At 62.6% G+C, this 25532-nt stretch carries 26 protein-coding genes; 10 read left to right on the top strand and 16 right to left on the bottom strand.

Annotation, left to right across the window (positions count from 1 at the left end):
* Positions 1 to 2 precede the first annotated feature (2 nt).
* Complete coding sequence (locus tag RYZ20_RS11385) at positions 3 to 656, top strand: DUF1523 family protein (protein WP_317673542.1); 654 nt, start codon at positions 3 to 5, stop codon at positions 654 to 656.
* Between the two features lie 5 nt (positions 657 to 661).
* Here RYZ20_RS11385 and RYZ20_RS11380 read toward each other — a convergent pair whose 3' ends face one another.
* The 3 genes from RYZ20_RS11380 to deoC form a co-directional block, all read right to left on the bottom strand.
* Positions 662 to 1456, bottom strand: coding sequence for a DUF4760 domain-containing protein (locus tag RYZ20_RS11380; protein ID WP_317673541.1), 795 nt, complete (start codon positions 1454 to 1456; stop codon positions 662 to 664).
* An 86-nt stretch (positions 1457 to 1542) separates the two neighbouring features.
* On the bottom strand, positions 1543 to 3891 hold the full coding sequence (locus RYZ20_RS11375; protein ID WP_317673540.1) for an aldehyde dehydrogenase family protein: 2349 nt from the start codon (positions 3889 to 3891) through the stop codon (positions 1543 to 1545).
* Between the two features lie 7 nt (positions 3892 to 3898).
* Positions 3899 to 4855, bottom strand: a complete 957-nt coding sequence (deoC, locus tag RYZ20_RS11370) for a deoxyribose-phosphate aldolase (RefSeq protein WP_317673539.1) — start codon at positions 4853 to 4855, stop codon at positions 3899 to 3901.
* Between the two features lie 179 nt (positions 4856 to 5034).
* On the opposite strand from deoC, the gene RYZ20_RS11365 reads away from it, so the two are divergent.
* Positions 5035 to 5373, top strand: a complete 339-nt coding sequence (locus tag RYZ20_RS11365) for a hypothetical protein (protein WP_317673537.1) — start codon at positions 5035 to 5037, stop codon at positions 5371 to 5373.
* 53 nt (positions 5374 to 5426) lie between these two features.
* Here RYZ20_RS11365 and grxD read toward each other — a convergent pair whose 3' ends face one another.
* The 4 genes from grxD to RYZ20_RS11345 all read right to left on the bottom strand — a co-directional run bounded on the left by grxD (position 5427) and on the right by RYZ20_RS11345 (position 9650).
* Positions 5427 to 5786 (bottom strand): Grx4 family monothiol glutaredoxin, encoded by a 360-nt coding sequence (grxD, locus tag RYZ20_RS11360; RefSeq protein ID WP_317673535.1) that lies wholly within the window; start codon positions 5784 to 5786, stop codon positions 5427 to 5429.
* A gap of 97 nt (positions 5787 to 5883) precedes the next feature.
* Positions 5884 to 6120 carry a BolA/IbaG family iron-sulfur metabolism protein gene (locus tag RYZ20_RS11355; RefSeq protein ID WP_317673533.1) on the bottom strand — a complete coding sequence of 79 codons (237 nt, stop codon included), beginning with the start codon at positions 6118 to 6120 and terminating at the stop codon, positions 5884 to 5886.
* A gap of 105 nt (positions 6121 to 6225) precedes the next feature.
* On the bottom strand, positions 6226 to 8391 hold the full coding sequence (gene purL, locus RYZ20_RS11350) for a phosphoribosylformylglycinamidine synthase subunit PurL (protein WP_317673531.1): 2166 nt from the start codon (positions 8389 to 8391) through the stop codon (positions 6226 to 6228).
* 350 nt (positions 8392 to 8741) lie between these two features.
* Complete coding sequence (locus RYZ20_RS11345) at positions 8742 to 9650, bottom strand: LysR family transcriptional regulator (RefSeq protein ID WP_317673529.1); 909 nt, start codon at positions 9648 to 9650, stop codon at positions 8742 to 8744.
* A gap of 284 nt (positions 9651 to 9934) precedes the next feature.
* On the opposite strand from RYZ20_RS11345, the gene murI reads away from it, so the two are divergent.
* From murI to RYZ20_RS11320, 5 genes are all read left to right on the top strand, one after another.
* Entirely contained in the window at positions 9935 to 10747 is an 813-nt protein-coding gene (gene murI, locus RYZ20_RS11340) for a glutamate racemase (RefSeq protein WP_317673527.1), read from the top strand.
* A 41-nt stretch (positions 10748 to 10788) separates the two neighbouring features.
* Complete coding sequence (gene argC / locus RYZ20_RS11335) at positions 10789 to 11817, top strand: N-acetyl-gamma-glutamyl-phosphate reductase (protein ID WP_317673525.1); 1029 nt, start codon at positions 10789 to 10791, stop codon at positions 11815 to 11817.
* 67 nt (positions 11818 to 11884) lie between these two features.
* Positions 11885 to 12328 carry a cytochrome c maturation protein CcmE gene (ccmE, locus tag RYZ20_RS11330; protein ID WP_317673523.1) on the top strand — a complete coding sequence of 148 codons (444 nt, stop codon included), beginning with the start codon at positions 11885 to 11887 and terminating at the stop codon, positions 12326 to 12328.
* Positions 12329 to 12402: 74 nt separating this feature from the next.
* On the top strand, positions 12403 to 13014 hold the full coding sequence (locus RYZ20_RS11325) for a holin-associated N-acetylmuramidase (protein ID WP_317673521.1): 612 nt from the start codon (positions 12403 to 12405) through the stop codon (positions 13012 to 13014).
* Entirely contained in the window at positions 13005 to 13478 is a 474-nt protein-coding gene (locus tag RYZ20_RS11320; protein WP_317673519.1) for a holin family protein, read from the top strand. The genes RYZ20_RS11325 and RYZ20_RS11320 overlap by 10 nt, the downstream gene beginning before the upstream one ends.
* 73 nt (positions 13479 to 13551) lie before the next feature.
* Here RYZ20_RS11320 and metG read toward each other — a convergent pair whose 3' ends face one another.
* From metG to RYZ20_RS11300, 4 genes are all read right to left on the bottom strand, one after another.
* Entirely contained in the window at positions 13552 to 15261 is a 1710-nt protein-coding gene (gene metG / locus RYZ20_RS11315) for a methionine--tRNA ligase (RefSeq protein ID WP_317673517.1), read from the bottom strand.
* Positions 15262 to 15330: 69 nt separating this feature from the next.
* Positions 15331 to 16362: an ABC transporter substrate-binding protein gene (locus tag RYZ20_RS11310; RefSeq protein WP_317673515.1), complete on the bottom strand. Its 1032-nt coding sequence runs from the start codon at positions 16360 to 16362 to the stop codon at positions 15331 to 15333.
* Complete coding sequence (locus tag RYZ20_RS11305) at positions 16359 to 17741, bottom strand: sensor histidine kinase (protein WP_317673513.1); 1383 nt, start codon at positions 17739 to 17741, stop codon at positions 16359 to 16361. Before RYZ20_RS11305 ends, RYZ20_RS11310 begins: the two co-directional genes overlap by 4 nt.
* Positions 17734 to 18405, bottom strand: coding sequence for a response regulator transcription factor (locus tag RYZ20_RS11300; protein ID WP_317673511.1), 672 nt, complete (start codon positions 18403 to 18405; stop codon positions 17734 to 17736). The genes RYZ20_RS11305 and RYZ20_RS11300 overlap by 8 nt, the downstream gene beginning before the upstream one ends.
* A gap of 156 nt (positions 18406 to 18561) precedes the next feature.
* Here RYZ20_RS11300 and RYZ20_RS11295 point away from each other — a divergent pair, with 156 nt between their 5' ends.
* The 3 genes from RYZ20_RS11295 to RYZ20_RS11285 all read left to right on the top strand — a co-directional run bounded on the left by RYZ20_RS11295 (position 18562) and on the right by RYZ20_RS11285 (position 21624).
* On the top strand, positions 18562 to 19551 hold the full coding sequence (locus tag RYZ20_RS11295) for a Bug family tripartite tricarboxylate transporter substrate binding protein (RefSeq protein WP_317673509.1): 990 nt from the start codon (positions 18562 to 18564) through the stop codon (positions 19549 to 19551).
* Between the two features lie 90 nt (positions 19552 to 19641).
* A complete protein-coding gene (locus RYZ20_RS11290) occupies positions 19642 to 20073 on the top strand; it encodes a tripartite tricarboxylate transporter TctB family protein (protein WP_317673507.1) in 432 nt (143 codons plus the stop codon).
* Positions 20074 to 20085: 12 nt separating this feature from the next.
* On the top strand, positions 20086 to 21624 hold the full coding sequence (locus RYZ20_RS11285; RefSeq protein ID WP_317673505.1) for a tripartite tricarboxylate transporter permease: 1539 nt from the start codon (positions 20086 to 20088) through the stop codon (positions 21622 to 21624).
* A 60-nt stretch (positions 21625 to 21684) separates the two neighbouring features.
* On the opposite strand, the gene RYZ20_RS11280 is transcribed toward RYZ20_RS11285, so the two are convergent.
* The 5 genes from RYZ20_RS11280 to RYZ20_RS11260 form a co-directional block, all read right to left on the bottom strand.
* On the bottom strand, positions 21685 to 22254 hold the full coding sequence (locus RYZ20_RS11280; protein ID WP_317673503.1) for a peroxidase-related enzyme: 570 nt from the start codon (positions 22252 to 22254) through the stop codon (positions 21685 to 21687).
* An 83-nt stretch (positions 22255 to 22337) separates the two neighbouring features.
* Positions 22338 to 23159, bottom strand: coding sequence for a glycoside hydrolase family 25 protein (locus tag RYZ20_RS11275; RefSeq protein WP_317673501.1), 822 nt, complete (start codon positions 23157 to 23159; stop codon positions 22338 to 22340).
* 111 nt (positions 23160 to 23270) lie between these two features.
* Positions 23271 to 23828, bottom strand: a complete 558-nt coding sequence (locus RYZ20_RS11270; RefSeq protein WP_317673498.1) for an EF-hand domain-containing protein — start codon at positions 23826 to 23828, stop codon at positions 23271 to 23273.
* A gap of 87 nt (positions 23829 to 23915) precedes the next feature.
* The gene (locus RYZ20_RS11265; RefSeq protein WP_317673496.1) at positions 23916 to 24254 is read right to left on the bottom strand and encodes a carboxymuconolactone decarboxylase family protein; all 339 of its coding nucleotides are present in this window, start codon (positions 24252 to 24254) and stop codon (positions 23916 to 23918) included.
* Between the two features lie 91 nt (positions 24255 to 24345).
* Positions 24346 to 25419 (bottom strand): NAD(P)/FAD-dependent oxidoreductase, encoded by a 1074-nt coding sequence (locus RYZ20_RS11260; RefSeq protein WP_317673494.1) that lies wholly within the window; start codon positions 25417 to 25419, stop codon positions 24346 to 24348.
* Positions 25420 to 25532 lie beyond the last annotated feature (113 nt).

Raw genomic sequence — 25532 nt, 5'->3', positions numbered from 1 at the left:
TCATGGCTTATGTGAAATGGACCTTCTACGCGCTGGTTGCGCTGATCCTGTTTTCGTTCTTCCACTACAATCTGCCCCAGCATGATGTGGTGCGGATTGTTGGCACCTATCAGGAGCGGCAGGATCTGGGCGACTGGACGCGGATCTTCTGGGCCTCGCCCGAGGATCAGTCCGCGACGCTGGTCAATCGTGACGTCCAGTTCATTCAGGCGGTCAAGGCCGATGGCGCGACCATGGTCTATCGCAACGAGGATACCGGCTGGGGCTGGCCGCCCTATTTCAAGTTCGACACGGCAAGCCTGCAAACCGAAGCTGACGATCTGCGTTCGACCCGCGAGGCGCCGAAATGGGCGGTGGTCACGCATTACGGCTGGCGCTCCGAGCTGATCTCGATCTTCCCGAACGCGGTCGGTATCTACGAGGTCGACAGCCCCGATCAGCGGATCATTCCGTGGATGAACATCATCCTGCTGACCGTGCTTTTGCTGATCGTGCTGACGCTGCGCGCGATGTGGCGCCAGTTCCGCCAGCGCTCGATCGACCCGCTGATCGAGGATGCCGAAGACGCATGGGACGAGTTAGGAGACCGCGCGGATGCCGCAGGCGACAAGGCGCGCGGCTGGTTTGGCACCTGGAAGGGCAAGCCGCGGAAATAGGCCTTTCAGCAATGGCTGCGATCGCGCCGCGAGATAAAGCGCAGGGCCATTTGCGAGGCGGTCGGTGCGGTTTCCGATGCGGCTGTGTCAGCAGGCAAGCTGAGCGGGGCGGGAGCCTTACCGGCCGCGTTGTCGCCAACCAGCCGTAAAGTGTGCTGCAGGCCATGTGTATGCGGGATCTGGTAAAGCGGCTTGTCGCCGATGGCCCGCCGCACCCAGCTTTCATAGCTGAAATACATGGGCGTATAGCCCGCCAGCTCTTCCAGCCGGTAGCTGTTGGCGGTGCGCCGGTCGAGTTCACGATGCCACTGAATGAATGGCCAAGCCTCCATCCAGATGGCCACATGCACCCCGCTAAGGGAATTCAGAACCCAGAGCTCATCATAGGCGCCCTGCTGGATGCCCCGGGCTATATCATTGTAATAGTTGATGATTTCTTTGATCTTGGCGTGCTCTTCACTGCTGAGCGTATCGACCGCCTGATTGAGTTCATGAAAACTGGGCGGGGCGCTCGGGTCGGGGCGTTGGCCAAGCGAAGCCGCAAGCTTCCCTACGCCGGAGGCATAGTGAGTGTCGCGCAACGGAAAATCCTTGTCGACCTTTTCGATTGTGGCCTTGAGCTTGTTTTGACGAGTGTGTTCGGACAGCGAATGCGTTGCCACCACGATTGCCCCCATCGAGGAGAAGATCACCATCGCCGGGGCCAAAATTTCTTTGAGCGACAGAAATTCGGCCCAGACGGCGCTTCCCAGAAGCCCCAGCATCAGAAATTGCACGAGCAGAAAAATACGCAGATACATAGCAGACTCGCAAAACAGTTCCGGGCAAAAACTACCCGGATCAAGCTATCATGCGATGTGGGCATGGGCCTAGAGCTTGTTGCTACTCAGGTGCCGTAGGGCACCCAGATCGTTTTGATCTGGGTCGCGCGGGTCAGGAAATCGCGGCCCTGTGCATCTGTCCAGTCGCGGTTCCCGATGGCCCAAGTGGCCTTGAGGTCGCCCGCGCTTTCGGCCTCGACCATCGTGCGGCCCTGCGCGTCACCCACATACCAAAGCGCCGCTACGTCATCGTGCTGTGCGAGCGTCTTCGCTAGCTCATCCTTGGCACCCGTGACGATGTTCACCACCCCGCCCGGCAGGTCCGAGGTGTCGAAGACCTGATAAAGATCGGTGGCAGCAAAGGGCATCGAGGTGGATGGCACCACCACCACGCGGTTGCCCATCGCAATCGCGGGCAGGACAAGCGAGGCAAACCCTAAAAGCGGGCTGGCATCGGGGCAGACAACCCCCATCACGCCCCAAGGTTCGTTGATCGCAAGGGTCACCTTGGCGCTTTGGGTAGATTTGACGGCGCCGTCGAATTTGTCCGCCCAGGCTGCGTAATAGAAGGCGCGGCGGATGGTGGCGTCAGCCTCGGACGGGTCGGCGCCCATCTCGGTCAGGCGGGCTTCGAATTCGGCCTGACGGGCGGCAAGGTTCTCGGCCAGATAGTAAAGCACCTGTGCGCGGTTGTGGCCCGTGGTCTTGCCCCAGCTTCCGGCCTTGTGCGCGGCCTCGACGGCGTTGCGGATGTCCTTGCGCGAGCCAAGCGGCGCGAGGCCGATCTCGCGCCCCTGCGGAGCCACGCGGTAGCTGTGACCGCTGTCGGGGCGGGTCTGTTTGTCGCCGATATACAGCTTGGCCGTGCGGTCAATGGCGGGCTGCCCTGCGGACGGGGCGCCCGGCATCGGGGCGGCATCGAGCCCCCCCGCTGCCGCCTCGGGCATGGCCCTCGGGGGGGCGGACGGCTTGAGATAGGCCTCCATCCCCTCGCGCCCGCCTTCGCGACCAAAACCGCTTTCGCGCATCCCGCCAAAGCCCGCGGCGGCGTCGAAGAGGTTGGTGCCGTTGATCCAGATAACCCCCGCCTTCACTTGTGCGGCAATATCAAGCGCGAGCGTGATGGTTTCCGACCAGATCGAGGCCGCCAGCCCATAGCGCGTGTTATTGGCCAGTTGCACGGCCTCGTCAGGGGTGCGGAAGGAGGTCAGCGTGGCGACCGGGCCGAAAATCTCTTCGACCGAGGCCGGATTGGCGGGATCGGCCCCCATCAAAAGGCCCGGCGCATAGAACGAGCCTTGCGCGGGCAGCTGCCCCTCGCATTGGACGAGGGTCGCTCCAGCGGCTTCGCCTTGCGCGACCAGCGCGCGGATGCGCGAGAGTTGTTCGGGGCTGACGATCGCGCCCATGTCAGTGCATTTGTCCAACGGGTCGCCCGTGCGCAGCTTTTGCAGCCGAGCGGTCAGACGTTCGGTAAAGAGTTTGGCGACGCTTTCCGCAACCAGGATACGCGACCCCGCGCAGCAGACCTGCCCTTGGTTGAACCAGATGGCATTCACGACACCCTCGACGGCGGCGTCCAGATCAGCGTCAGCGAAAACGATGAACGGTGACTTGCCGCCAAGTTCCAGCGTCAGCGCCTTGCCGCTGCCGGCGGTCGCGCGGCGGATCATCCGGCCCACCTCGGTCGAGCCGGTAAAGGCGATCTTATCCACCTTGGCTCCCACCAGTGCCGCCCCTGTGCGTCCGTCGCCGGTGACGATATTCACGACGCCCGCAGGCAGGCCGACCTCGGCGCAGATTTCGGCGAAGGCAAGCGCGGTCAGCGGCGTCTGCTCGGCGGGTTTGAGGACAACGGTATTACCCGCCGCCAGCGCGGGCGCCACCTTCCACGCAAGCATCAGCAGCGGAAAGTTCCACGGGATGATCTGGCCGCAGACGCCATGCGGGGCAAGGGTGGGGAACTCTGCCTCGGCCATCTCGGCCCAACCGGCGTGGTGATAGAAGTGCCGGATCGCCAGCGGAATATCTATATCGCGGCTTTCGCGGATCGGCTTGCCGTTATCCAGCGTTTCCAGAACGGCCAGAAACCGTGCGCGCTTTTGCAGGTGGCGGGCCAGCGCATAAAGCCAGCGGGCGCGCTCGTGTCCAGACAAAGCGGCCCATGCAGGCTGCGCGCGCCGCGCGGCGGTAACGGCGGTTTCGATGTCGGCCCCGCTGCCCTGAGCGACCTGTGCCAAAACCTCTGCGGTCGCGGGGTTGCGGGTGGCGAAGCTGTCGCTCGCAAGGACGAACGCCCCGTCGATGAAATGGCCGAATGTGCCACGCGTCTCCAGCCAGGCCCGCACCTCGGTGGTGCTTTCGGGGGCAGGGCCATAGTCCATGGTGTCGAGGATTTCTTTCACTGTCGGCATCTTTCCCTCAGGCAAACGCGTGGCGAGACGAGGACGCGTAGCGTCCGGTGACATGGTGTTCAAGCTGGCGTTCGATGTCGCCCAGAAGCGAGGAGGCGCCGATGCGGAACAGATCGGGGCGCAGCCAATCGTTGCCCATCTCTTCTTTCATCAGGACTTGCCACGAAAGCGCGTCCTTGGCGGTTTTCAGCCCCCCCGCCGGTTTGAAGCCGATCTTCGCGCCGGTGCGCGCGCCGTAATCGCGCAGCGCACGGACCATCGTCAGCGAGACGGGCAGGGTGGCATTGACCGCCTCTTTGCCGGTCGAGGTTTTGATGAAATCGGCGCCCGCCTGCATCGCGACCATCGAAGCCTTGTAGACATTGCCAAGCGTTTGCAGATCGCCCGTGGCCAGGATCGCCTTCATATGGGCGTCGCCGCAGGCCTCGCGCATGGCGGAAATCTCGTCATAAAGGGCGGACCAGTTGCCGCTTAAAACATGGGCGCGGGTGATGACGATGTCAATTTCGGCGGCGCCCTCCTGCACGGCATAGCGGATCTCGGCCAGACGCAGCGCGAGCGGCATCAGCCCCGCCGGAAACCCTGTCGCGACCGAGGCCACGGGAATCCCCGAGCCATCCAGCGCGCGCACCGCTGCCCCCACCATCGTCGGATAGACGCAAACGGCGCCGGTCTGCACCGCCTCCAGCCCCAGCCCCTCAAGGATATGGTCGGCCAAAGGGCGGCGCGCCTTGGCGCACAGGCGGCGCACGCGCAACTCCGTATCGTCGCCCGCAAGCGTCGTCAGGTCGATGCAGCGGATCGCATTGACCAGCCATGCCGCCTGATAGTTTTTCTTCAGCGAGCGCCGCGTGCCGATCTCTGCCGCGCGGGCCTCGGCAGCGGGGCGGTTGATCCGGATATCCCTGAACCAGTCGGGCGAAAGCGCCGTGCCGGGATTGCGGGGATGGGCATCTGCAGCCATCTTTTGTCCTTTTGGTAAAATACGCCGGAATCGGGTAGAGGCTAGCGAAAGGACGCCCCGCCAGCAACGCGTAATCGTTCTTGGCACGGATGCCGAAAAAAGTGCAAAGTTTACGCGTTTGATTGATTTAGGGGCTGCGTCGGTCCAATTCATCGAGGTCGATGAAAAGGGCCGCAGCCATGATTACGTTGCGTGACGATGAATTGCGAGTGAGTTTTGCGATCGAGAGGTTGCTGGCGCCGGGTGCCGACTGGCGCGGGCTGGTCCGTGATCTGGTGAAACGCTGGCCGGATGAGCCGCCGCTGGAGCTGTCGCTGACGCTGGTGGCAGCCGCCTCGGCTATCGAGCAATCCTTCAGCTCCGTTGGCCCCAGCGGTCAGGCGGCGATGCACGGGTATCGGCTGGCGGCGCTTCTCAGTGTCGATTTCTATGCGATGCAGCTTTTGGATATGCCCCGAGAGCGCGCCGCCGATTTTCTGGCCTATTGGGAAATCGATCCGTTCTTTGCGCGGCTTTGAAACGAAAAAGCCCCGCCAATGGGCGGGGCTTTCGAAATCCGGTGCGGCGCAGATCAGGCGTTGGCTGCGCGGATCTGGTCTGCGGCCTCTTTATTAAAGGCAACGCCGTTGGTGTCGAACAGCTGATCCAGTTCGCCCGAAAGGGTCATCTCGGTGACGATATCGCAGCCGCCAACGAATTCGCCCTTCACATAAAGCTGCGGGATCGTCGGCCAGTCCGAGTATTCCTTGATGCCCTGACGGATTTCGTCATCCGCCAGCACGTTCACGTCCTTATAGGACACACCCATGAAATTCAGCACACCCGCCACGCGGCTGGAAAACCCGCATTGCGGCATTTCCTTGGTGCCTTTCATGTAAAGAACGACGTCGTTCTCGGTGATGTCTTGTTTGATCTGGTCCTGAGCAGTCATGTGCTATCCTTTGTTCGCGCTGTCGCCTTGGGGAGAGATGTAAGGCGCGCGGGCCAACCTTCAATTGATAAAAGTCATCCCCGCAGGGACGGAACGGTCAATCCGGCGCTTTTGTGTTCAGCGCCAGTGCGTGCAATTCGCCGCTGTCCATCTTGGACTTGACCGCAGCGTTGACCATCCGCTGCTGCTGCACGCGATTCTTGCCACGGAAGCTTTCGTCGATCACCTCGGCGGCCCAGTGGTTTCCGTCGCCAGCCATGTCGGTAATGGTGATCTTGGCGTCGGGGAATTCCGCGCGGATCAGGGCTTCGATATCGGTGGCTTCCATCGGCATGGGCGTCTCCTGAGTGCTTTGCCAAAATCTAGGCTGCTGGCGCGCGGGCTTCAAGGGGGCGTCGCGGCCGAAAATGGAACGGGGGGCCGTGGCCCCCCGCGTGTCTTAGCCTTCAATCGCGGCGGCAAAGGCCGTGCGGTAAAGGGTGGAAAGCTCTGTCATGCTGGCCGAGACGGAACCAAAGGCAATCTCGGACCCGCCGAAGCGGCCCACGCGCGACACCGGAACACCTGCGGCCTTCGCGGCGGCCTCAAGCGCATCGGCATTGGCGGCAGAGGTCGCGACCAGATAGCGCGCCTGATCCTCGCCAAAGAGCGTCGGGATGTCGTCCGCGTCCAGCGCAACGCCAAACCCTGCGCCTTCGGCCATTTCAAAGGCCGCCAGCGCAAGACCGCCGTCCGCAAGGTCGGTCGCCGCGTTCAGCAGCTTGCGGCTGGTGCGCAGGAAGGTGCCGTTGGCCAGTTCCGCGTCCAGATCGACATGGGGCGCGTCGCCCGCCTCGATCCCGAAGGCCTCGAAGGCAAGGGCCGACTGGCCAAGGTGGCCCTTGGTCTCGCCGATCACCAGCGCGATGTCGCCATCTGCCGGCAGGCCCGCGATCAGGTCATCCAGCGACTTCAAAAGGCCGATGGCGCCGATGGTCGGGGTCGGCAGAATGCCGGTGCCGTCGGTCTCGTTATAAAGCGAGACGTTGCCCGACACGATCGGCACATCGAGCGCGCGGCAAGCCGCGTCGATGCCTTTGATCGCGCCGACGAACTGGCCCATGATCTCGGGCTTTTCGGGGTTGCCGAAGTTCAGGTTGTCGGTGGTTGCCAGCGGCAGCGCACCAACGGCGGTCAGGTTGCGGTAAGCTTCGGCCACGGCCTGCTTGCCGCCCTCGAACGGGTTGGCCTTAACGTAGCGCGGCGTCACATCCGAGGTGAAGGCCACGGCCTTGTCGGTGCCGTGGATGCGCACGATGCCCGCGCCACCAAGACCCGGACGGCGCACGGTGTCGCCCATCACCTGCGTATCGTATTGCTCGTAGACCCAGTGCTTCGAGGCATAGTTGGGCGAACCGATCAGCGCTTTCAGTGCCTCGACCGCGCCGATTTCGGGCAGGCCAGCCAGCGGAGCGGCAGCGGGCGTCTCGACCCACGGACGGTCATATTCGGGCGCCGAGGAGGACAGTTTCGACAGCGGAATGTCGGCCTTGACCTCATTGTGGTGCATGATCAGGAAGCGGTCTTCGGCGATGGTCTCGCCGACGATCGCGAAGTCGAGGTCCCATTTTTCGAAAATCGCGCGGGCTTCGGCCTCTTTCTCGGGCTTGAGCACCATGAGCATCCGCTCCTGGCTTTCCGAGAGCATCATCTCATAGGCGGTCATGTTGGCTTCGCGCTGCGGCACGGCATCGAGGTGCAGCTTGATGCCAAGCCCGCCCTTGTCGCCCATTTCAACCGCCGAGCAGGTCAGACCCGCCGCGCCCATATCCTGAATCGAGATGACGGAATCGGTCCGCATCAGCTCCATGCAGGCTTCCATCAGGCATTTCTCGGTGAAGGGGTCGCCGACCTGAACGGTCGGGCGCTTCTCTTCGATGGTGTCGTCGAACTCGGCCGAGGCCATCGTCGCACCGCCCACGCCATCGCGACCGGTCTTGGCGCCAAGGTAGACCACCGGCATCCCAATGCCCGAGGCCGCGCAGTAGAAGATGTTGTCGGTGTCCGCGAGGCCCGCCGCAAAGGCGTTCACAAGGCAGTTGCCGTTATAGGAGGGGTGGAAGCGCACTTCGCCGCCGACGTTCGGAACGCCGAAGCAGTTGCCATAAGAGCCGACGCCTTCAACCACGCCCTTCACAACATGCGAGGTTTTCGGGTGGTCCGGCATCCCGAAAGACAGGCTGTCCATCGCGGCAATCGGGCGGGCGCCCATGGTGAACACGTCGCGCAGGATGCCGCCAACGCCGGTCGCGGCGCCCTGATGCGGTTCGATGTAGGACGGGTGGTTGTGGCTTTCCATCTTGAAGATGATCGCCTGCCCGTCGCCAATATCCACGACGCCCGCGTTTTCGCCCGGGCCGCAGATCACCTGCTCGCCGGTGGTGTGCAGCGTGCGCAGCCATTTCTTCGAAGATTTATACGAGCAATGCTCGTTCCACATGGCCGAGAAAATGCCAAGTTCAGTGAACGTCGGTTCACGCCCGAGAATCTCAAGGAGGCTATCGTATTCATCGGGTTTGAGACCGTGGGCTTCGATAAGATCGGTGGTGATCTTCGGCTCTTCCATGACATCCTCCGAGAAAGCGCGAAAGTTGCGGCTCTCTTAGGCTATGACGGCCAAGGGGAAAAGGGGATAGCGCGTTTTTACGGCGGAAAATGCGCCTGAAGCAAAGGGGGAGGGCCGGAAACCCCCGTGATGCCGCTGTGGACTTGGCCGCAGGGTAAAAAAAAAGGCCGAGACAAAGCTCGGCCAAAGTCCAACAGGGAGGTAGAAAACGATGAGAGTTTCCTCGTATCACCATCTTCTGTGCCGCATTTATGGGCAGTGTGTGTATCGTTCAAGGAAATTCACGCTGCAAGCGCAGCATTGCCGCTATGCGCTGAGGGCATAGCTGGTTAATTCCAAGGGGATTGAGCCTATTCGGGCAGGGAGTCGTCTATCTGCTGGCGACGGTAGAGCACGATCTCTTCCTGCACGAAGTCACGGAAGGCGTTGACGCGGCGCGATGAGCGCAATTCCTCTGGATAGGCAAGGAAAACAGGCACTTCGTTGGATTCGACTTCGGGCAGGATACGCTCGATCTCGGGGTGATCCATCGTCAGATAGTCCGGCAGGATGCCGATGCCGATATGGTTGATAACCCCCTGAAGCACTCCGAAATAGTTGTTCACCGTCATCGTCGAGGGGATGTCATTGGCCAGCGCCTGTTGCGCGAGGCGCACACCGGCCGAGACCTGCGGGGTCTCGGGGTTTTGGCAAATCAGGCGGTGCCCGCGCAAATCCTGCATGCTGGTCGGACGGCCCATCCGCTCCAGATAGGTGGGGGTCGCATAGAACCGCATACGGATATTCAGCAGGCGCTTGCGGATCAGGTCGGCCTGCGTCGGCTCTTTCATGCGGATCGCGACATCGGCCTCGCGCATCGGCAGATCAAGGACGCGCTCTTCCAGCATCAGGTCGATTTTCAGCTCGGGGTAGCGGGCATAAAGCTTGTTCAGGCGCGGTGCGAGCCAGAGCGTGCCGAAACCGGTCGTCGTGGTCACGCGCAGGTGGCCAAAGACCTCCTCTTCGGAATCGCGGATCCGCGCAGAGGCCGAATCAAGCTTTTTCGCCATCGCAGAGGTCGCATCAAACAGAAGCTCCCCTTGCTCGGTCAGGATCAGCCCGCGAGCGTGACGGTGAAACAGCGTTGTCGCCAGTGCCTCTTCAAGCGCGCGAATCTGGCGGCTGACAGCGGATTGGGACAGGTGCAATGTGTCGCCCGCGTGCGTCAAAGACCCCGCATCCGCAACCGCATGAAAAATTCGAAGCTTGTCCCAGTCCATCCGATCCGACCTGTGTTTGGGCGTTTTGCCCGCTTGATATGCTCATTACCGCTAACAGTATATGATAACAAACCTGTTTCAACGACCGCAGCAGCATACATTTTGTTCAGTTCCAACCTATGTGTTGCACAGGCAGCCCCGAGGGGCGAAGGGAATATATCGCGGTGCCGCCACGAACGTCTCATTTCGACCCTTTATTTTATTTGGCGTTAGAGCGTATTACGACTGTAACGGGCTGCGTATGTCGCGTGGTCTAATTCAGGCAGGCCTGAAAGGATTTTGTCATGGCAGTGGGCGTTTTTGACAGCGGTCTGGGCGGGTTGACCGTTTTTGATGCGGTGAGCAAACGCTTGCCGGACGTGCCTTTCGTCTATTTCGCCGATAGCGCGCACGCGCCCTATGGGGTGCGCGATGCCGATGACATCTACAATCTGACCTGTGCGGCGGTTGAGCGGCTTTGGGCCGAGGGCTGCGATCTGGTCATTCTGGCGTGCAACACGGCCTCTGCGGCGGCGCTCAAGCGGATGCAAGAGAAATGGCTGCCCAAGGACAAGCGGGTTCTGGGCGTGTTCGTGCCAATGATCGAGGCATTGACCGAACGCAAATGGGGCGATAACTCGCCGCCGCGCGAGGTCGAGGTGAAGCATGTCGCGCTGTTTGCAACCCCCGCGACCGTCGCCAGCCGCGCTTTCCAGCGCGAACTGGCGTTCCGCGCAATCGGCGTGGATGTCGAGGCGCAACCCTGCGGTGGCGTGGTCGACGCGATCGAGGCGGGGGATGAAATTCTGGCCGAAGCCTTGGTGAAATCGCATGTCGAGGCGCTGAAGCGCCGGATGCCGCACCCCGAGGCCGCTATCCTTGGCTGCACGCATTATCCCTTGATGCAAGAGACCTTTCAGGACGCGCTTGGCGCGGATGTGCAGGTCTATAGCCAGGCTAATCTGGTGGCCTCGGCGCTGGACGACTATCTTAAACGCCATCCCGATATGCTTGGCAGCGGGAGCACGCAGAAATTCCTGACGACGGGCAACCCGTCGACGGTATCGAACCACGCCACGCGCTTTTTGCGCCGTAAGGTCGAGTTCGAACAAGCCTGAGCGGGCGTTTTCGCCCTTAACGTTCCTGCATGGAGAGACCCATGACCAAGAAAATCGCGATCCTCGGTGCCTCGGGCTATACGGGGGCTGAACTCGCAAGGCTGATCGCCACCCATCCCGATATGGAGATCGTCGCGCTCTCAGGCGACCGCAAGGCGGGCATGTCGATGGGCGATGTGTTCCCGCATCTGCGTCATCTGCGCCTGCCCGATCTTCAAAAGATCGAAGAGATCGACTTCTCGCAGGTCGATCTGGCGTTTTGCGCGCTGCCACATGCCACCAGTCAGGCGGTGATCTCGGAACTGCCGCGTGACCTCAAGATCGTGGACCTGTCGGCGGACTTCCGTCTGCGCGATCCGGCGGCCTATGAAAAATGGTATGGCAAGCCGCATTCGGCGATCGAGATGCAGAAAGAGGCGGTCTATGGCCTGACCGAGTTCTACCGCGAACAGATTCGCAGCGCGCGTCTGGTGGCGGGCACGGGCTGTAACGCGGCGGCGGGTCAATATGCCATCCGCCCGCTGATCGAGGCGGGTGTCGTCGACTTTGACGAGATTGTGATCGACCTCAAGGCGGGTGTCTCGGGCGCGGGTCGCAGCCTGAAAGAGAACTTGCTGCACGCCGAGCTGTCAGGCGGAACGCATCCCTATTCGGCGGGCGGCGCACACCGCCACCTTGGCGAATTTGACCAAGAATTCAGCCTCTTGGCGGGCCGCGACGTGCGTGTGCAATTCACGCCGCACCTGATGCCGTTCAACCGCGGCATCCTCGCGACGGTCTATGTGCGCGGCGAACCCGCGAAAATCTATGACGCATTGGCCGCGCGTTATGCCGACGAGACCTTCCTTGAAGTGCTACCTTTTGGCACGCTCCCCTCGACACGGTCGATTGCGGGCTCCAATTACGTTCATGTCGGTGTGATCGGGGATCGCCTGCCCGGACGGGCGCTGGTGATCGTCGCACTCGACAATCTGGCCAAAGGGTCTTCGGGGCAGGCAATCCAGAACGCCAACCTGATGCTTGGCCTCGAGGAAACGGCAGGGCTGATGCTGGCACCTGTCTTCCCTTGACTTAGGTCAGTGCAGTCCGGGGCCAATCGCCCCAAAAGGCTGCGGATGGATTGAGGAAGGAAACGCGATGAAAAGCCTCAAGAAGAAGCGCCGGATTCAGGTGTTGCTTGTTACCACTTTGGCGCTGCTCGGCTCGGTTGCCCTGATGGGGACGGCATTCAAGGACGGGATCAACTTTTTCCGCGCGCCGACGCAGGTGATGGAAGACCCGCCCAAACCCGGCGAGGTGTTCCGCCTTGGCGGTCTGGTCGAGGCCGGGACGATCAAGCGCGGCGATGGTGAGACGGTTACCTTTAGCGTGACGGATGGCGGTGCGACGGTGCCGGTGCGCTTTACCGGCGTGCTGCCTGATCTGTTTGGTGAAAATCAGGGCATGATCGGCACCGGCCAGATGGAAGGCGCGGTTTTCGTGGCCGACGAGATTCTGGCCAAGCACGACGAAACCTATATGCCCAAAGAGGTCGTGGACGCGCTGAAAGAGCAGGGCGTCTACAAGGAAGCCGGTTCCTGAGCGTTCGCCTGCTATCGGGGGCATTAACCTGAGACGCGCAGATTTTCCCAAGGGATACCTTGGGGAAATCACACATGAAATCAGTTCAGGATTTGGCCAATGAGATCGTCGCCCGCGAGGGCGGCTATGTCGATGATCCGGATGATCCGGGCGGGGCGACGAAATACGGGGTGACGCTGGCGACGCTACGCCGCTTTGGAGCGGATAAAAGCGGCGATGGAAAAGTCACCGAGCAGGATTTGCGCGGTCTTACCCGAGCAGAGGCCGCGCAAATCTACATCCGTCATTATTACTATGGCCCGAAGCTGGATGCGCTGCCCGAGGCGGTGCGCGCATCGGTGTTCGATATGTATGTGAATGCGGGCAGCAATGCGGTGATCGTGCTGCAGCGCTTGCTGAACCGGATGGGGGAAAGCGTGACGGTTGACGGGGCGATCGGCCCCGAGACCATCGCGGCGGCCACGCGCGCGCATGGGGCCGCGCCCGATCATTTCGCGGATGCTTACGGGATTGCGCGGCGCAATTATTACTATGCGCTGGCCGATGCGCGTCCGGCGTCGCGCAAATACGCGCGCACGCGGGCGGGCGGGAAGGGCGGCTGGATCAGGCGTGCCGAAGAGTTCATCTCACCGCGTTATCATCTGAGCGAGGCGCAGCACCGCGCGCGGGTGTCGAAATGGGTGTGATCGGCAGGCTGATTGGCGGGGCAGGGGCCGCGCGCGCGCTTGGTCAGGCGGCGGGCGAGGTGGCCGAGGTTTTCGTGCCGAACGCAACCAAAAAGATGGAAGCCGCGCATGACGCCTATATCGCGGCGCTTGATGAGCACGGGGCCGAGTTTCAATACCTGCGCCCCGGCGCGTTCGACCGTTTCGTGAATGGTCTGAACCGCCTGCCGCGCCCGTTTCTGGCTTTCGGGACGCTGGGGCTGTTTACCTATGCGATGATTGATCCGGTGGGGTTCGCGCGGAGGATGGTGGGGCTGAACTATGTCCCCGAGCCGCTTTGGTGGCTTTTAGGGGCGATTGTGGGCTTCTATTTCGGCGCACGTGAGGCGCATTACCTGCGCGCGAAATCGGTCGTTATGCCCGCCGCCGAGGCCTTGCCCGAGGCAGAGAACCCCGCGCTGGAGGATTGGCGCAAAGGGGCATAGGGGGAACGAATAAAGGGGGCATCGAGTCCCCTTTATTCGTCAGGGGCGGTGCCCCTGTTTCGGTGCGCTTGGCTTAGCTGCGCGTGCCTGCGAAACGGGCCTGCCATTCCTCGCGTTCTTCATCCGCAATCTTGCGGAACAGAACCTCGGGGGTGACGAAGGCGTGCCCGACCGGCAGCGCGGTTAGCGCGGCTTTGGCGTCCGTCGGCCAGCTCCAGTCCTCGGACTGCATCCCGTCCATCATCGAGGCGGCAGCATCGGGAATGAACGGGGCCGAGAGGACCGCATAGACCCGCACGAGGTTCAGCGCGAGGCGTGCAATCGCCGCCGCCTGTGCCGGATCTGTTTTGAACACCGACCACGGCGCCGAGGATTGCAGGTATTCGTTGCCCGCGACCCAAATCGCACGCAGCTCGGTCGCGGCCTTGCGGACCTCTTTATCTTCCATGAAGGTTTCATAGGCGCGGATACGGGTGTTCAGTTCGGCAATCAGTGCCTCTTCCTGCTCGCCCCATGCGCCGCCCTCGGGCAATGCCTCGCCGAATTTCGAGCGCGTGAACTTGGTGATCCGGCTGACGAAATTCCCCAGCACATCGGCCAGATCCTTGTTTGCCGCCGTCTGGAAGTTGTCCCAGGTGAACTCGGCATCCGCAGATTCGGGGGCATGGCTCAGGAGCCACCAGCGCCAGTAGTCAGCGGGCAGGATCTCAAGCGCCTGATCCATGAACACGCCGCGCCCGCGCGAGGTCGAGAACTGGCCGCCGTCATAGTTCAGGTAGTTGAAGGACTTGATGTAATCCACCAGCTTCCACGGCTCGTTCGAGCCAAGGATCGTCGAGGGGAAGGACAGCGTGTGGAACGGGACGTTATCCTTGCCCATGAACTGTGTGTAGGTCACGTCGGAGGCGCCCTTGTCGGTGCGCCACCAGCGTTCCCAATCGCCGCCCGATTTGCCCGACCATTCCTGCGTCGCGGCGATATATTCGATGGGAGCGTCGAACCAGACGTAAAAGACCTTGCCGTCCATGCCCTGCCACGGCGCGCCCTCGAATTGCGCGGGAACGCCCCAATGCAGGTCGCGCGTGATGCCGCGGTCTTGCAGGCCGTCGCCGTCAAACAACCATTTCTTCGCGATCGAGGTGGTCAGCACCGGCCAGTCGGCCTTGCTGTCGATCCATTCGGCCAGCTTGTCTTTCATTGCGGACTGGCACAGGAACAGGTGCTTGGTCTCGCGCATCTCCAGATCGGTCGAGCCGGAGATCACCGAATGAGGGTTGATCAGGTCCACCGGATCAAGCTGCTTGGTGCAGTTGTCGCACTGATCCCCGCGCGCACTGTCAAAGCCGCAGTTGGGGCAGGTGCCTTCGATGTAGCGGTCGGGCAGGAAGCGGCCATCGGCCTTGGAATACATCTGCTTTTCGCTGACTTCGCGGATCAGGCCAGCCTCGGCCAGACGCAGGGCGAAATGCTGCGTCAGGGCACGGTTTTCAGCCGAAGACGAGCGCCCGAAATGGTCGAACGACAGGCGGAACCCTTCGGCGATGCGGGCCTGAACCTCGTGCATCTCGGCGCAGTAGTCCGCCACGGGTTTGCCCGCTTTGTCGGCGGCCAGCTCTGCCGGAGTGCCGTGCTCGTCGGTGGCGCAAATGAACATCACCTCGTTGCCGCGCGCGCGCTGATAGCGGGCGAACAGATCAGCGGGCAACTGCGACCCCACAAGGTTGCCCAGATGCTTGATGCCGTTGATGTAGGGAATAGCCGAGGTAATGAGGTGACGCGCCATATCCGATCCCTTTAAGCCTTGTTGCGCGGGGTTTTACCTAGGTTTTCCGCCCGTGGCCAGCCCTGCCTTTCAGGGCAGCGTCGGGCGCCCGAAGGCGGCGCGCCAGCGCGCGATAAACCCTTCGCGTTTTTGCTTGTCGCGGGCGACCAGAAGCACCGGATCAATGCGGATCGGGCGCTCGGCGCTTTCGGGGAGGGCGGTTTCCTCTGGGTCGCGTTTGGTCACAAGGCCCGAGCGTGTGAGGATCGCCTGCCCCTCGGGGGAGAGCAGAAAGTCCAGCAGCGCACCGGCAAGCGCGGGATGCGGGGCGCCTTGCGGGATCATATAGCCGCGCGAGAGGAACAGCGTGTAGTCACTCGGGCGGATCACGCCGACATCTTCGGCGCGGGAGCTGTCGACGTAAGACCCCAGCACGTTATAGGCGATCAGGTAGCGCCCGCTGGAGACGCCCTCGATGATCTCGGCCGAGCAGCAGGTGGCGATGGCGCCCGAGCGGGCAAAGCCTTCGAGAAGCGAGCCGAAGGTGCTGGCCTCAAGCGAATCCGCGAAGGCGAACAGGTAGCCAAGCCCCGAGGCGACAATATCATAGGTTGCGATCCGGCCCTGATAGCGCTGGTCCTGACGCCGCATCAGATCAAGAAGGTCGAAGCGCGTGTGCGGGACATCCTCGGGCGGCACGAGGCGGGTGTTGTAAACGATGACGGCGGCCTCGTGGGTGACGCCCCATAATTCGTCGCGCCAGATACGTTCGGGCGGTAATTCGGCCGTTCGGGTAGAGCGATACGGCTCGGCGCAGCCCGAGTTCACCAGTTCCACCATCTGATGCACCGCCGAGGAAAACACGGCATCCGCGCGGGGTCTTTGGGTCGTGCATTCAGCCGATGTCAGGGCGTTGAGGTCGTTCGATCCCCATTGCTCATAGTCGATGGCCACGCCGGGATTGCGGGCGATGAACGCCTCCATCGCGGGGGCGAGGATCGCGGTGTCGGTGGTCGAGCGGATCAGCAGCGCCGTGCCGGATGCCGGGCCAAAGCGCGTTTGCGCCTCTTGCGCGGCCAGCGGCGCGGCGAACAGGCATAATGCGGCAAGCAGGCGGATCATGCGGTCTCCTCGATCTGGTCAAGGGTCAGGGCGACGCGAAAGCCGGTCTCGCGGCGCTCGAATGTCAGTTCGCCCTCAAAGGCTTCGGCCACCGCGCGCACGATCGACAGCCCCAGCCCTGCGCTTTGCCCGCGCGAGGCGGCGTTGCGTTCAAAGCGTTGCCCCATCCGGTCCAGCAATTCAGGTGGCGGGCCATTACCCGCATCCTCGACCCAAAGCGAGACCTTGTCGCCTTCGGTCGAAACGCCGATGCGCACCGGCGCCTGCCCGTGGCGCAGCGCGTTGTTGAACATGTTTTTTGCCGCCTCGACCAGCGACATTTCGTCCCCCAGAACCATGGCCGGATCAGGGCCGATCCGCAGTTCCACCTCGGTTTGCGGCGACAGCAATTCGTGATCGCGGCTCTCGACCACCTCCAGCGCGACATCGCGCAGATCGACGGGCAAGCGCTGTGCGCTGTCAGTGCGATGGATCACCAGCGCGCGGGCCAGCATCTGGTCAAGCAGCGTCCCGAGCGAGCGCGTGCGCCGCGACAGCCGCCCGAGCATGAGGTCGCGCTTGCGGCTGTCGGGTTCCTCGGCGATGAGTTCGGCCTGCGCGCGGATGGCGGCAACAGGTGTGCGCAACTGGTGGGCAGTGTCGGAAATCAGGTTCTTCATCGAGCCGATCTGGCGATCAAGGCGGCGCATAAAGCGGTTCATCGCGTCGATCATCACGGCCACTTCGGCAGGCACAGCGCTGTCCATCGGCGTCAGGTCGCGCGGGTCACGCGCAAGCAGGTCTTCGGCCAGGTGGTCGAGCGGGCGCATCGCGCGGCGGATCACGGCCAGCGCCAGCCCCATCAGCGCCAGCCCACCGATGGCCGTCGCGATCAGCGCGTCGCGCGTCAGGCCAAGGGCCATATCATTGCGCGCGCGCAGGGTCTGGCCAACCGTGACGGTGACAGTGCCCGAGAAATCACGCTCGGCAAAGCGGCGCGTGACGGTGATAAAGCGGGCAGGCTCGCCCCCCATCGCAGCATCAGAAAACCATATGTTCTCTGCCCCGCCGTCACGTGGCGGATTGGCAGGGGTGACGGTATCTTGCCCGGTCAGCAGCGCCCCGTCCGGCCCGCGCACCGCATAGGCGATCCGGTCATCGGCAGCGAGCGCCAAAAGCTGGAACGCCGACAAGGGCAGGTCGGTGACGGGCTGGCCCGCGATGATGGTGATCGTTTCGGCAATGTCGTTGGCCGCGCCCAGAAGCAGCCGGTCATAGGCGCTCCGCGCGGCCTGACGGCCATAGGCAAAGCTTGCAATAGCCACGACGACGCCACCGACAAGCAACAGCGCGATCACCCCGATGGCGACGCGCGAGCCTAAGGACCGGCGCTCAGGCATCTTCGCTGATCCGGTAGCCAAGGCGCCTCTGGGTCTCGATCGTCACGCCCGCGCCCGCCAGTTTCTTGCGCAACCGCCCGATATACAGCTCGATCGCGTTCAGTCCGACGTCGGTGTCGTTAAAGGTGAACAGTCCGTCATACAGCCGCTCTTTCGACAGAACCTGACCAGAGTGCCGCAGCAACAACCCCAGCAACGTCGCTTCGCGCCGGGTCAGTTCCAGCGGCTCGTCCCCGATCCGGGCCGCCAGCGTCGAGGGTGAAAAGGCCAGCTTCCCGATTTGCAGCGTGTCGCTTTTCTGATCCGATTCGCGCCGCAGAAGGGCGCGTAGCCGTGCCTCCAGCTCGCGTTGATCAAAGGGTTTGACCAGATAATCGTCGGCCCCAAGGTCCAGCGCCGAAACCCTGTCATCTACCGAAAACAGCGCGGTCAGCATCAGAACCGGCGTGCGGTCGCCCCGCGCGCGCAGCGATTGTAGCAGTTCCGTGCCCAAGCCGTCGGGCAGGTTTATATCCAGTATCAGCGCATCATAGCGCTGCACCGCCAGAAAATCCTCGGCATCCGACAGGGTGTCGGCCAGATCGCAGGCCATGCCAACGCGCCCCAGACGGATCGCCACCGCCTCGGCCATATCGGTTGCATCTTCGACGATCAGAATCCGCATCGGTCTCCGGTCCGTTTTCGTGCCTGTCATGATGACAGGTTCGTGACAGCTTGCGCCGCTAGTGTCCTTCATAGCCCGTCGCAAGGAGGCCGCATAGTGCGGAGCGACGGCGTCAAGTTCCGGGGCTGATCCCGGCCACAATTGGAGGAGTTCAAGATGATCTTCAAGGCAACCCGCCTTACCCTCGCCGCTGCGCTGCTTGGCGCGTCCGCTCTGACCGCTGCTGCCGAAGGCTTCAAGCCCGAGAACCCCGAGTGCATCGCGCCCGCGAACCCGGGCGGCGGCTGGGACTTCACTTGCCGTCAGGTCGGTAAATCGCTGCAGGATCAGGGTCTGATCGACAAGACCATGCAGGTTGTGAACCTTGCCGGTGGCGGCGGTGGTGTGGCTTACGCGGAAGTCGTGAACAAGCGCGGCGCCGATAACGATCTGATCGTCGCGGCCTCGTCGGCAACGGCTACCCGTCTGGCGCAAGGCGCCTATCCGGGCAACTCGATGGATCAGGTCCGCTGGCTGGCATCCGTTGGCGCAGATTACGGCGTGATCGCCGTGGCAGCCGACAGTGCCGTCAACACGCTGCCCGAGCTTCTGGACCAGCTGAAAAATGACCCGACCAGCGTTTCGGTTGCAGGCGGTTCGGCTGTTGGCGGCTGGGACCACCTCAAGGTTCTGATCGCGGCCAATGCCTATGGTATCGACGACGTGCGCTCGGTCAAATACATCGCCTTCGATGGCGGCGGCGAGGCTGTGACGCAGCTTCTGGCTGGTTCGGTTCAGGCCTTCACCGGCGACATCTCGGAAGCCAAAGGCTTTGTCGACAGCGGCGACATCAAGGTGATCGCGGTTCTCGCTCCCGAGCGTCTGGAAGGTGAATTCGCCAAGTTCCCGACCGCGAAAGAGCAAGGCGTCGATGCGATCGGTGCAAACTGGCGCGGCTTCTACGCTCCGGGCAATATGTCGGACGAGGCCTATAACGCATGGGTCGAGAAAATCGGCACGCTTTACGCCTCGGACGAGTGGAAAGCTGTGATGGCGGCGAACGGCATGGCTCCGCTGAGCCTGCAAGGCGCCGAATTCCAGGCCTTCGTGTCGGACTCGGTTGCCAAGATCCAGTCGATCTCGCGCGAGATCGGGATCATCAAGTAAGCGCGCCCTCTCGCGCTGCTTGAAGACCGGGGGCGGCGGGCAATGGCCGCCCCCAATCATATCCAATTCCAGCCGTATCAGGAGATCCCCATGAGTGATCGCATCTTCGGCATAGTCGGTGTCCTGTTGGCGATTGCCTTTGCGCTTTCGGCGCTGGTGATCGAAGAGAGCTTCCTCTCGGATGCCGTGGGCCCCAAAGCCTTCCCGCTTATTATCGCTGCAATCCTCGGGATCAGTTCCGCCGTGATCGCGCTGAAACCGGACGCCGCGCCGCATTGGCCAAGCCTCGGGCGTCTGGCCGAGATCGCCGCTGCCGTGGTCGTTTTGGTGCTCTACGCCGAGTTCCTGCCGATTGCCGGTTTCGTCATCGCGACGGCTGTTGCGGCCAGCTATCTGGGCTGGCGGCTTGGGTCCGCGCCGCTGTCCGCGGTGATCGCGGGCATTGGCACCGCAGGCGGCATCTACGTTATTTTCCATCTGGTTCTGGGCCTGTCGCTGGCGCGCGGCCCCCTTGGATTTTAAGGAGGACGGGTCATGGAACTGATGAACTCACTGGCGGACGGCTTTGTCGTCGCGCTGACATGGCAAAACCTTGGTCTGGCTCTGCTGGGCTGTTTCCTGGGCACGATCATGGGTGCGCTGCCGGGGCTTGGCCCGTCGAACGGCGTGGCCATTCTGATCCCGCTGGCATTCACGCTTGGCCTTGGCGCGACGCCTTCGTTGATCCTGCTGACCTCGGTCTATTACGGGGCGATGTATGGCGGGCGAATCTCGTCGATCCTGCTGAATATTCCGGGTGACGAGCCTGCGATGATGACCTGTCTTGATGGCTATCCGATGGCGCAAAAGGGGATGGCGGGGCAGGCGCTCTCGATCTCGGGGATCGCGTCGTTTGTCGGCTCGTTCCTTGCGACCTGGGGGCTGATCCTGCTGGCGCCGCAACTGGTGAAAATCGCGCTGCTGTTCGGTCCGGCCGAGTATTTCGCGCTGTTTGCGCTGGCGTTCATGACGCTTGGCGGGGTGTCCTCGACCAATCAGGCGAAGTCGGCTTTTGCGGCCGCACTTGGGCTTGGCCTTGCGATGATCGGGGTCGATACGCAGACCGGCGTGCCGCGCTTCACCTTTGGCGAGGTGCACCTGTATGACGGGATCGACTTCCTTGTCGCTATCGTCGGGCTGTTCGCGCTGTCCGAGGTGTTCATCTTCCTTGAAGAGCGTCACGGCAACGCTGATGCGGCGGGCAAAAAGATGGACATTGGCCGCCTGACGCCGCCGATGTCGATGGTCAAAGACTGCACACCGACGATGCTGCGCACCTCGTTCCTTGGCTTCCTTGCGGGCGTTCTGCCCGGTGCCGGTGCCTCGCTTGGCTCGTTTATTTCGTATTCGATGGAGAAGCGGCTGGTCGATAAAGAGGGCACCTTCGGCACGGGCGATCCGCGCGGTGTTGCAGCCCCCGAGGCGGGCAATAACGCGGCTGCGGGTGGCGCGCTGGTGCCGATGCTGGCGCTTGGCGTGCCGGGGTCGGGGACGACGGCGGTGTTGCTGGCAGTGCTGCTGTCGCTGAATATCACGCCCGGGCCTTTGCTGTTTGCCAATAACCCCGATGTGGTCTGGGGGCTGATTGCGGCGCTGTTCATCGCGAACTTCATGCTGCTGGCGATGAATATCCCGATGGTGGGTCTGTTCACCCGCGTGCTGCTGATCCCGCCACGTGTTCTGATGCCCATCGTCGCGATGGTCAGCTTTGTCGGGATCTACGGCATCTCGGGGTCGAGCTTTGACCTGCTGGTGATGATCGGTTTCGGGATTTTGGGCTGGGTTCTGCGCAAGCTTGATGTGCCGCTGGTGCCGATCATCCTTGGCACGCTTCTGGGCAACGCGATGGAATCGAACCTGCGCCGAGCGATCACGATCGACAATGGCAACTGGTTCACCCTGATTGACAGCCCGCTTTCGATCGCGCTGTGGCTGATTGCGATTATCGGCTTTGTGATGCCGCTGATCGTGGGCCGGATTGTGCGCGCGAAAATGCATCGGCGCGGTGACGAAGAAGGCAGCCTCGCGGACTGATCCGTCCGATTTCGCGCGGCATGGCCCCTGCTCTGCAAAAGGGCGGGGGCTTTGCGTTATCTAGCGCCCGAGCGTGTAGAACTCGTCGTTCGGGCGCATGTTGGTGACATTTGCCATCCGGTTCGACAGCCCGAAAAAGGCAGAAATCCCCGCGATGTCCCAGACGTCTTCGGGGGTGAACCCATGCGCGCCGAGGGTTTCGAAATCGGCGTCGTTTACAAGATGCGCCTCGTGCGAGACCTTCAGCGCGAAATCCAGCATCGCCTTTTGGCGCGGCGTCAGATCGGCCTTGCGGTAGTTGATCGCGACCTGATCCGCGATCAGCGGGTTTTTCGCGCGGATGCGCAGGATTGCGCCGTGCGAGATCACGCAATACTGGCACTGGTTCGCGTTCGAGGTCGCGACGACGATCATCTCGCGCTCGGCCTGAGACAAGTTGCCGGGCTTGTCCATCAGCGCATCGTGATAGGCAAAAAACGCGCGGAATTCGTCGGGACGATGGGCCAGCACCAGAAACACATTCGGAATGAAACCCGATTTTTCCTGCACCGCCTCGATGCGCGCGCGGATGTCCTCGGGCAGCTCGGCAAGGGTGGGAACGGGAAAGCGGCTGATGGCTGGCTGGGTCATGGGCGGTCCTTTTTGCGTGGCTCCGCCCACTGAACCAAAGGCGCTTTCGTTACGTCAATCGCGGGGCGCAAGTGACGCAGCGTTCATTGCATCCGCGCGGCCTTCCACGCCTCCCAATCCGGGGCCGAGCCGCGATAGGCGTTCACGTCCACGATGCCGCGCACACCTGGAACGACGCCAGTGCCCGTCCACTGCCAGAACTCCCAATGCGTGCCGGTGTAGCGTTCGGAGGGGTGCGCCGTGACCGAACGCAGCCAGAGGTCATAGCCGCGAAATCCCTCAAGCCCGTTGTCGCGCCAGAAATCGGGCGTGGTGTAGATCACGGGGCGGGTGCCATAGGCGGCGGTCAGCTTTTCAAGGAAGACCCGCATCTCCGCCTGCACGATATGGGCTGCGGGGCGCTTGCGGCAGGAGGGAGAAGTATGGTTCCACTCGATGTCCAGAACGGGGGGCAGGTCGCCCTTGGCGCGGGGCACATTGGCGATGAACCAGTCGGCCTGTTCCGCCGCCGAGCGGCAGAAGTAATAGAAATGATAGCCCCCGACGGGGACGCCTGCGGCGCGGGCGCGGGCGTAGTTCTGCCGGAAACCGGGGTCAAGGAAATCGCCGCCCTCGGTCGCCTTGATCCATGCAAACCCGATGCCCGCATTCGCCGCCGAGCGAAAGTCGATCAGCCCCTGATAGCGGGCCGCATCAATACCGTGCACCGGATAGCGGGCCGGAACCGCACCCGCCCAGTCGTGCGGATCGGTGTCGCCCAAGCGCGCAGGCACCCCCGGCGCGCGGTAGTTGGCCGCGCTCAGCCGGTCGGGCTGCATCAGCGGGCGCGTGCTGTCCTGACTTTTGCACCCCGCCAGCGCCGTCATAACCAGAATTGCCGTCAAAATCCCCGAAACCGGTTTCATACACGTTACTCCACTGCTGATCGGGACAGGGTCGCGCAAAAACGCCCGACTGTCACGGGGACAACCGGGCGTTTTCTTCAGATCAGCGGTTTCTTGCGCTTAGCGACTGGCTTAGCGACCGGGGCCGAAATCCTCGACGGTCAGCGCTCCGTCACCGTTGCGGTCGCGCATCTGGAACCAGAGGTCCGAGCTGTCGATGAACTCGGCCTTGGTGACGGTGCCATCGCCGTTGCCGTCGAACATACGCATTTCCTCGGCGGCGGGCATGTCAAACTCGCTCATGCCCATCTGGGCGCGACCCTGACCCATGCCCTGCGCGCGGCCAAAGCCCATGCCCTTACCCTGGCCCATCGCGCGGCCCTGCCCCTGACCGGGAACCATACCCTCGGGCATGTTGTGGCCCGGGCCTTTTCCGGCTTCGCGCTCAAGCGCCTTATGCTCGTCGATACCGGCGTATTCCTCTTGCGAGAACTGCCCGTCGTCATCCTGATCGAACATATAGAAGATATTCTCACGCTGCTCGCGGGCCTCGGCGAGGGTCACGGCGCCGTTCCCGTCCAGATCCCACTGAAGCATGAAATCCTCGCCCGGAATGAAATTGGCGGTCTGGGCAAAGCCCGCACCTGCTGCGAGGGCGATAAGAGCGGTAAATGTTGCGATGCGTTTCATGGCTGGTCTCCTTACTGGCTGTTTGATCATAAAACGCGACAGGCTCCGCGTTCCGGCGGAGCCTGCCAAAATGTCGCACCCTTGGGGTTATTCGGCGGCCAGTTCGTCCCAGCAGGCCAGCGCGTGACCGGCATACATGACGCCCGGCCCGCCCGCCATCTGGATCGCCATCGCCAGCACATCGCCCAGTTCCTCGCGCGTGGCGCCCGCTTTCATCAACGCCTCGACGTGGAAGTTGATGCAAGGCTCGCAGCGCAGCGCCAAAGCCATGCCAAGCGCGATGAATTCCTTTTCCTTGACCGAAAGCGGGCCGTTGTCCTTGACCGCTTTCGAGAGGGTCGCAAAGCCTTTCATCGCATCGGGGATCTGCTTGTTCATCACGCGCAGTTCCGAACGCATGTCGTCGATTTTCTGTTTGTAGCTCATTTTGGTCTCCTGTCCGAAGGGATGAACCCGCATGGCATAAGGGGCCGCGGGCGGCCTTGACGTGAGTCAAACAGATGCGGATTGTTGAATGTTATGCGAAACGCGCGGGCGAGATGCGTTCGATAATGTCTGCGGGTAGCTCGCTGGCGCGGCCGGCGACCAGATCGGCAACAAGCTGGCAGATCGCGGGGCAGGACTGGAACCCGTAGCCGCCCTGTCCGCCGATCCAGAAGAACGACGGCTCGCGCGGATCGGGGCCGATCACCGGCACGCGGTCGGGTGAAAACGTGCGCAGCCCCGCCCATGAGGCCAGAAGGCGGGTGACAGGCTCGGTTACACATTCCTCGTAGCGCGCCAACCCCTCGGCCAGAACCATATCGTCAGCCCATGCGTCATGCGGCTCGGCAAGGTCTTCGTCGGCAGGCGAGACGATCAGCGCACCGGCGTCGGGCTTGCAATACCAGTCCTCGTTCCCGCCCACGACCATCGGCCAGCCGCTCAGGTCATGCCCGCCGGGGGCTGGCAGTCGCGCCATCGAGCGGCGCAGCGGCGTGAACCCGATGGGCGCCAGCCCCGCAAGCGTGGCGATCTGATCGACCCAAGCGCCAGCGGCGTTAAAGATCATGCGCGTGTCATAGGTTTGCCCGCCTGCCTCGACCTGCCATCGGTTGGCAGAGCGGGTGATCGCGGTGACGGGGGCGGAGGTGACGATCTGCGCCCCCTCCGCACGGGCCTCACGCAGGAATTTCTGGATCAGCAGGTCGGTATCCAGATCCCATGCGTGGGTTGCATAGGAGGCAAACCCCACGGTGTCGGGGTTGAGGATCGGGAAAATCTCTTGCGCCTCAGGGAGGCTCAGCTCGTCAAGGTCGAAATCCTTGACGTGTTTCAGGAACCGCTCGCGCTGATCGGTGCTGTCCAGAAACATGAACCCGCGCGGTGAGAGGGTGCCAGACGCCTGAAAATAGTCGTTCGAGGCCAGCGACAGCGCCACAATGGCTGGGTTGCCGTAGCGCGGCTCATAAAGCGCGGCGGAGCGTCCCGAGGCATGGTAGGCAAGATTGGCCTCGGCCTCCAGAACGGTGACAGAGCCAAGGGGCGCAAGACGGGCTGCGGCCGAAATTCCGGCTATGCCCCCGCCGATGATAAGAAAATCGCAGGTCATGGCGCGGACGGTGGCACGGCGCGCATGAAATGAAAAGCCCCGAGTCGTGTGGCGCTCGGGGCAGGTCAGAGATCGCGCGCTTCCGGCAAGCGCAGGATTTGCCGGAGGCGCGG

This window comes from Pseudothioclava alba (assembly GCF_033100795.1).
Lineage (GTDB): Bacteria > Pseudomonadota > Alphaproteobacteria > Rhodobacterales > Rhodobacteraceae > Pseudothioclava.
The sequence above is the reverse complement of the archived record's forward strand: the minus strand, read 5'-3'. Positions and strand labels throughout refer to the sequence as shown.

Bases quoted from the DNA above. Each gene is read 5' to 3' on its own strand.
- RYZ20_RS11270 (WP_317673498.1), bottom strand. From the start codon at position 23,828: ATGAAACGCATCGCAACATTTACCGCTCTTATCGCCCTCGCAGCAGGT.
- RYZ20_RS11295 (WP_317673509.1), top strand. From the start codon at position 18,562: ATGATCTTCAAGGCAACCCGCCTTACCCTCGCCGCTGCGCTGCTTGGC.
- argC (WP_317673525.1), top strand. From the start codon at position 10,789: ATGACCAAGAAAATCGCGATCCTCGGTGCCTCGGGCTATACGGGGGCT.
- RYZ20_RS11320 (WP_317673519.1), top strand. From the start codon at position 13,005: ATGGGTGTGATCGGCAGGCTGATTGGCGGGGCAGGGGCCGCGCGCGCG.
- RYZ20_RS11290 (WP_317673507.1), top strand. From the start codon at position 19,642: ATGAGTGATCGCATCTTCGGCATAGTCGGTGTCCTGTTGGCGATTGCC.
- RYZ20_RS11345 (WP_317673529.1), bottom strand. From the start codon at position 9,650: ATGGACTGGGACAAGCTTCGAATTTTTCATGCGGTTGCGGATGCGGGG.
- metG (WP_317673517.1), bottom strand. From the start codon at position 15,261: ATGGCGCGTCACCTCATTACCTCGGCTATTCCCTACATCAACGGCATC.
- RYZ20_RS11285 (WP_317673505.1), top strand. From the start codon at position 20,086: ATGGAACTGATGAACTCACTGGCGGACGGCTTTGTCGTCGCGCTGACA.
- deoC (WP_317673539.1), bottom strand. From the start codon at position 4,855: ATGGCTGCAGATGCCCATCCCCGCAATCCCGGCACGGCGCTTTCGCCC.
- RYZ20_RS11280 (WP_317673503.1), bottom strand. From the start codon at position 22,254: ATGACCCAGCCAGCCATCAGCCGCTTTCCCGTTCCCACCCTTGCCGAG.
- RYZ20_RS11385 (WP_317673542.1), top strand. From the start codon at position 3: ATGGCTTATGTGAAATGGACCTTCTACGCGCTGGTTGCGCTGATCCTG.
- RYZ20_RS11300 (WP_317673511.1), bottom strand. From the start codon at position 18,405: ATGCGGATTCTGATCGTCGAAGATGCAACCGATATGGCCGAGGCGGTG.
- grxD (WP_317673535.1), bottom strand. From the start codon at position 5,786: ATGACTGCTCAGGACCAGATCAAACAAGACATCACCGAGAACGACGTC.
- ccmE (WP_317673523.1), top strand. From the start codon at position 11,885: ATGAAAAGCCTCAAGAAGAAGCGCCGGATTCAGGTGTTGCTTGTTACC.
- RYZ20_RS11375 (WP_317673540.1), bottom strand. From the start codon at position 3,891: ATGCCGACAGTGAAAGAAATCCTCGACACCATGGACTATGGCCCTGCC.
- RYZ20_RS11325 (WP_317673521.1), top strand. From the start codon at position 12,403: ATGAAATCAGTTCAGGATTTGGCCAATGAGATCGTCGCCCGCGAGGGC.
- RYZ20_RS11310 (WP_317673515.1), bottom strand. From the start codon at position 16,362: ATGATCCGCCTGCTTGCCGCATTATGCCTGTTCGCCGCGCCGCTGGCC.
- RYZ20_RS11305 (WP_317673513.1), bottom strand. From the start codon at position 17,741: ATGCCTGAGCGCCGGTCCTTAGGCTCGCGCGTCGCCATCGGGGTGATC.
- RYZ20_RS11380 (WP_317673541.1), bottom strand. From the start codon at position 1,456: ATGTATCTGCGTATTTTTCTGCTCGTGCAATTTCTGATGCTGGGGCTT.
- murI (WP_317673527.1), top strand. From the start codon at position 9,935: ATGGCAGTGGGCGTTTTTGACAGCGGTCTGGGCGGGTTGACCGTTTTT.
- RYZ20_RS11275 (WP_317673501.1), bottom strand. From the start codon at position 23,159: ATGAAACCGGTTTCGGGGATTTTGACGGCAATTCTGGTTATGACGGCG.
- RYZ20_RS11260 (WP_317673494.1), bottom strand. From the start codon at position 25,419: ATGACCTGCGATTTTCTTATCATCGGCGGGGGCATAGCCGGAATTTCG.
- purL (WP_317673531.1), bottom strand. From the start codon at position 8,391: ATGGAAGAGCCGAAGATCACCACCGATCTTATCGAAGCCCACGGTCTC.
- RYZ20_RS11355 (WP_317673533.1), bottom strand. From the start codon at position 6,120: ATGCCGATGGAAGCCACCGATATCGAAGCCCTGATCCGCGCGGAATTC.
- RYZ20_RS11265 (WP_317673496.1), bottom strand. From the start codon at position 24,254: ATGAGCTACAAACAGAAAATCGACGACATGCGTTCGGAACTGCGCGTG.
- RYZ20_RS11365 (WP_317673537.1), top strand. From the start codon at position 5,035: ATGATTACGTTGCGTGACGATGAATTGCGAGTGAGTTTTGCGATCGAG.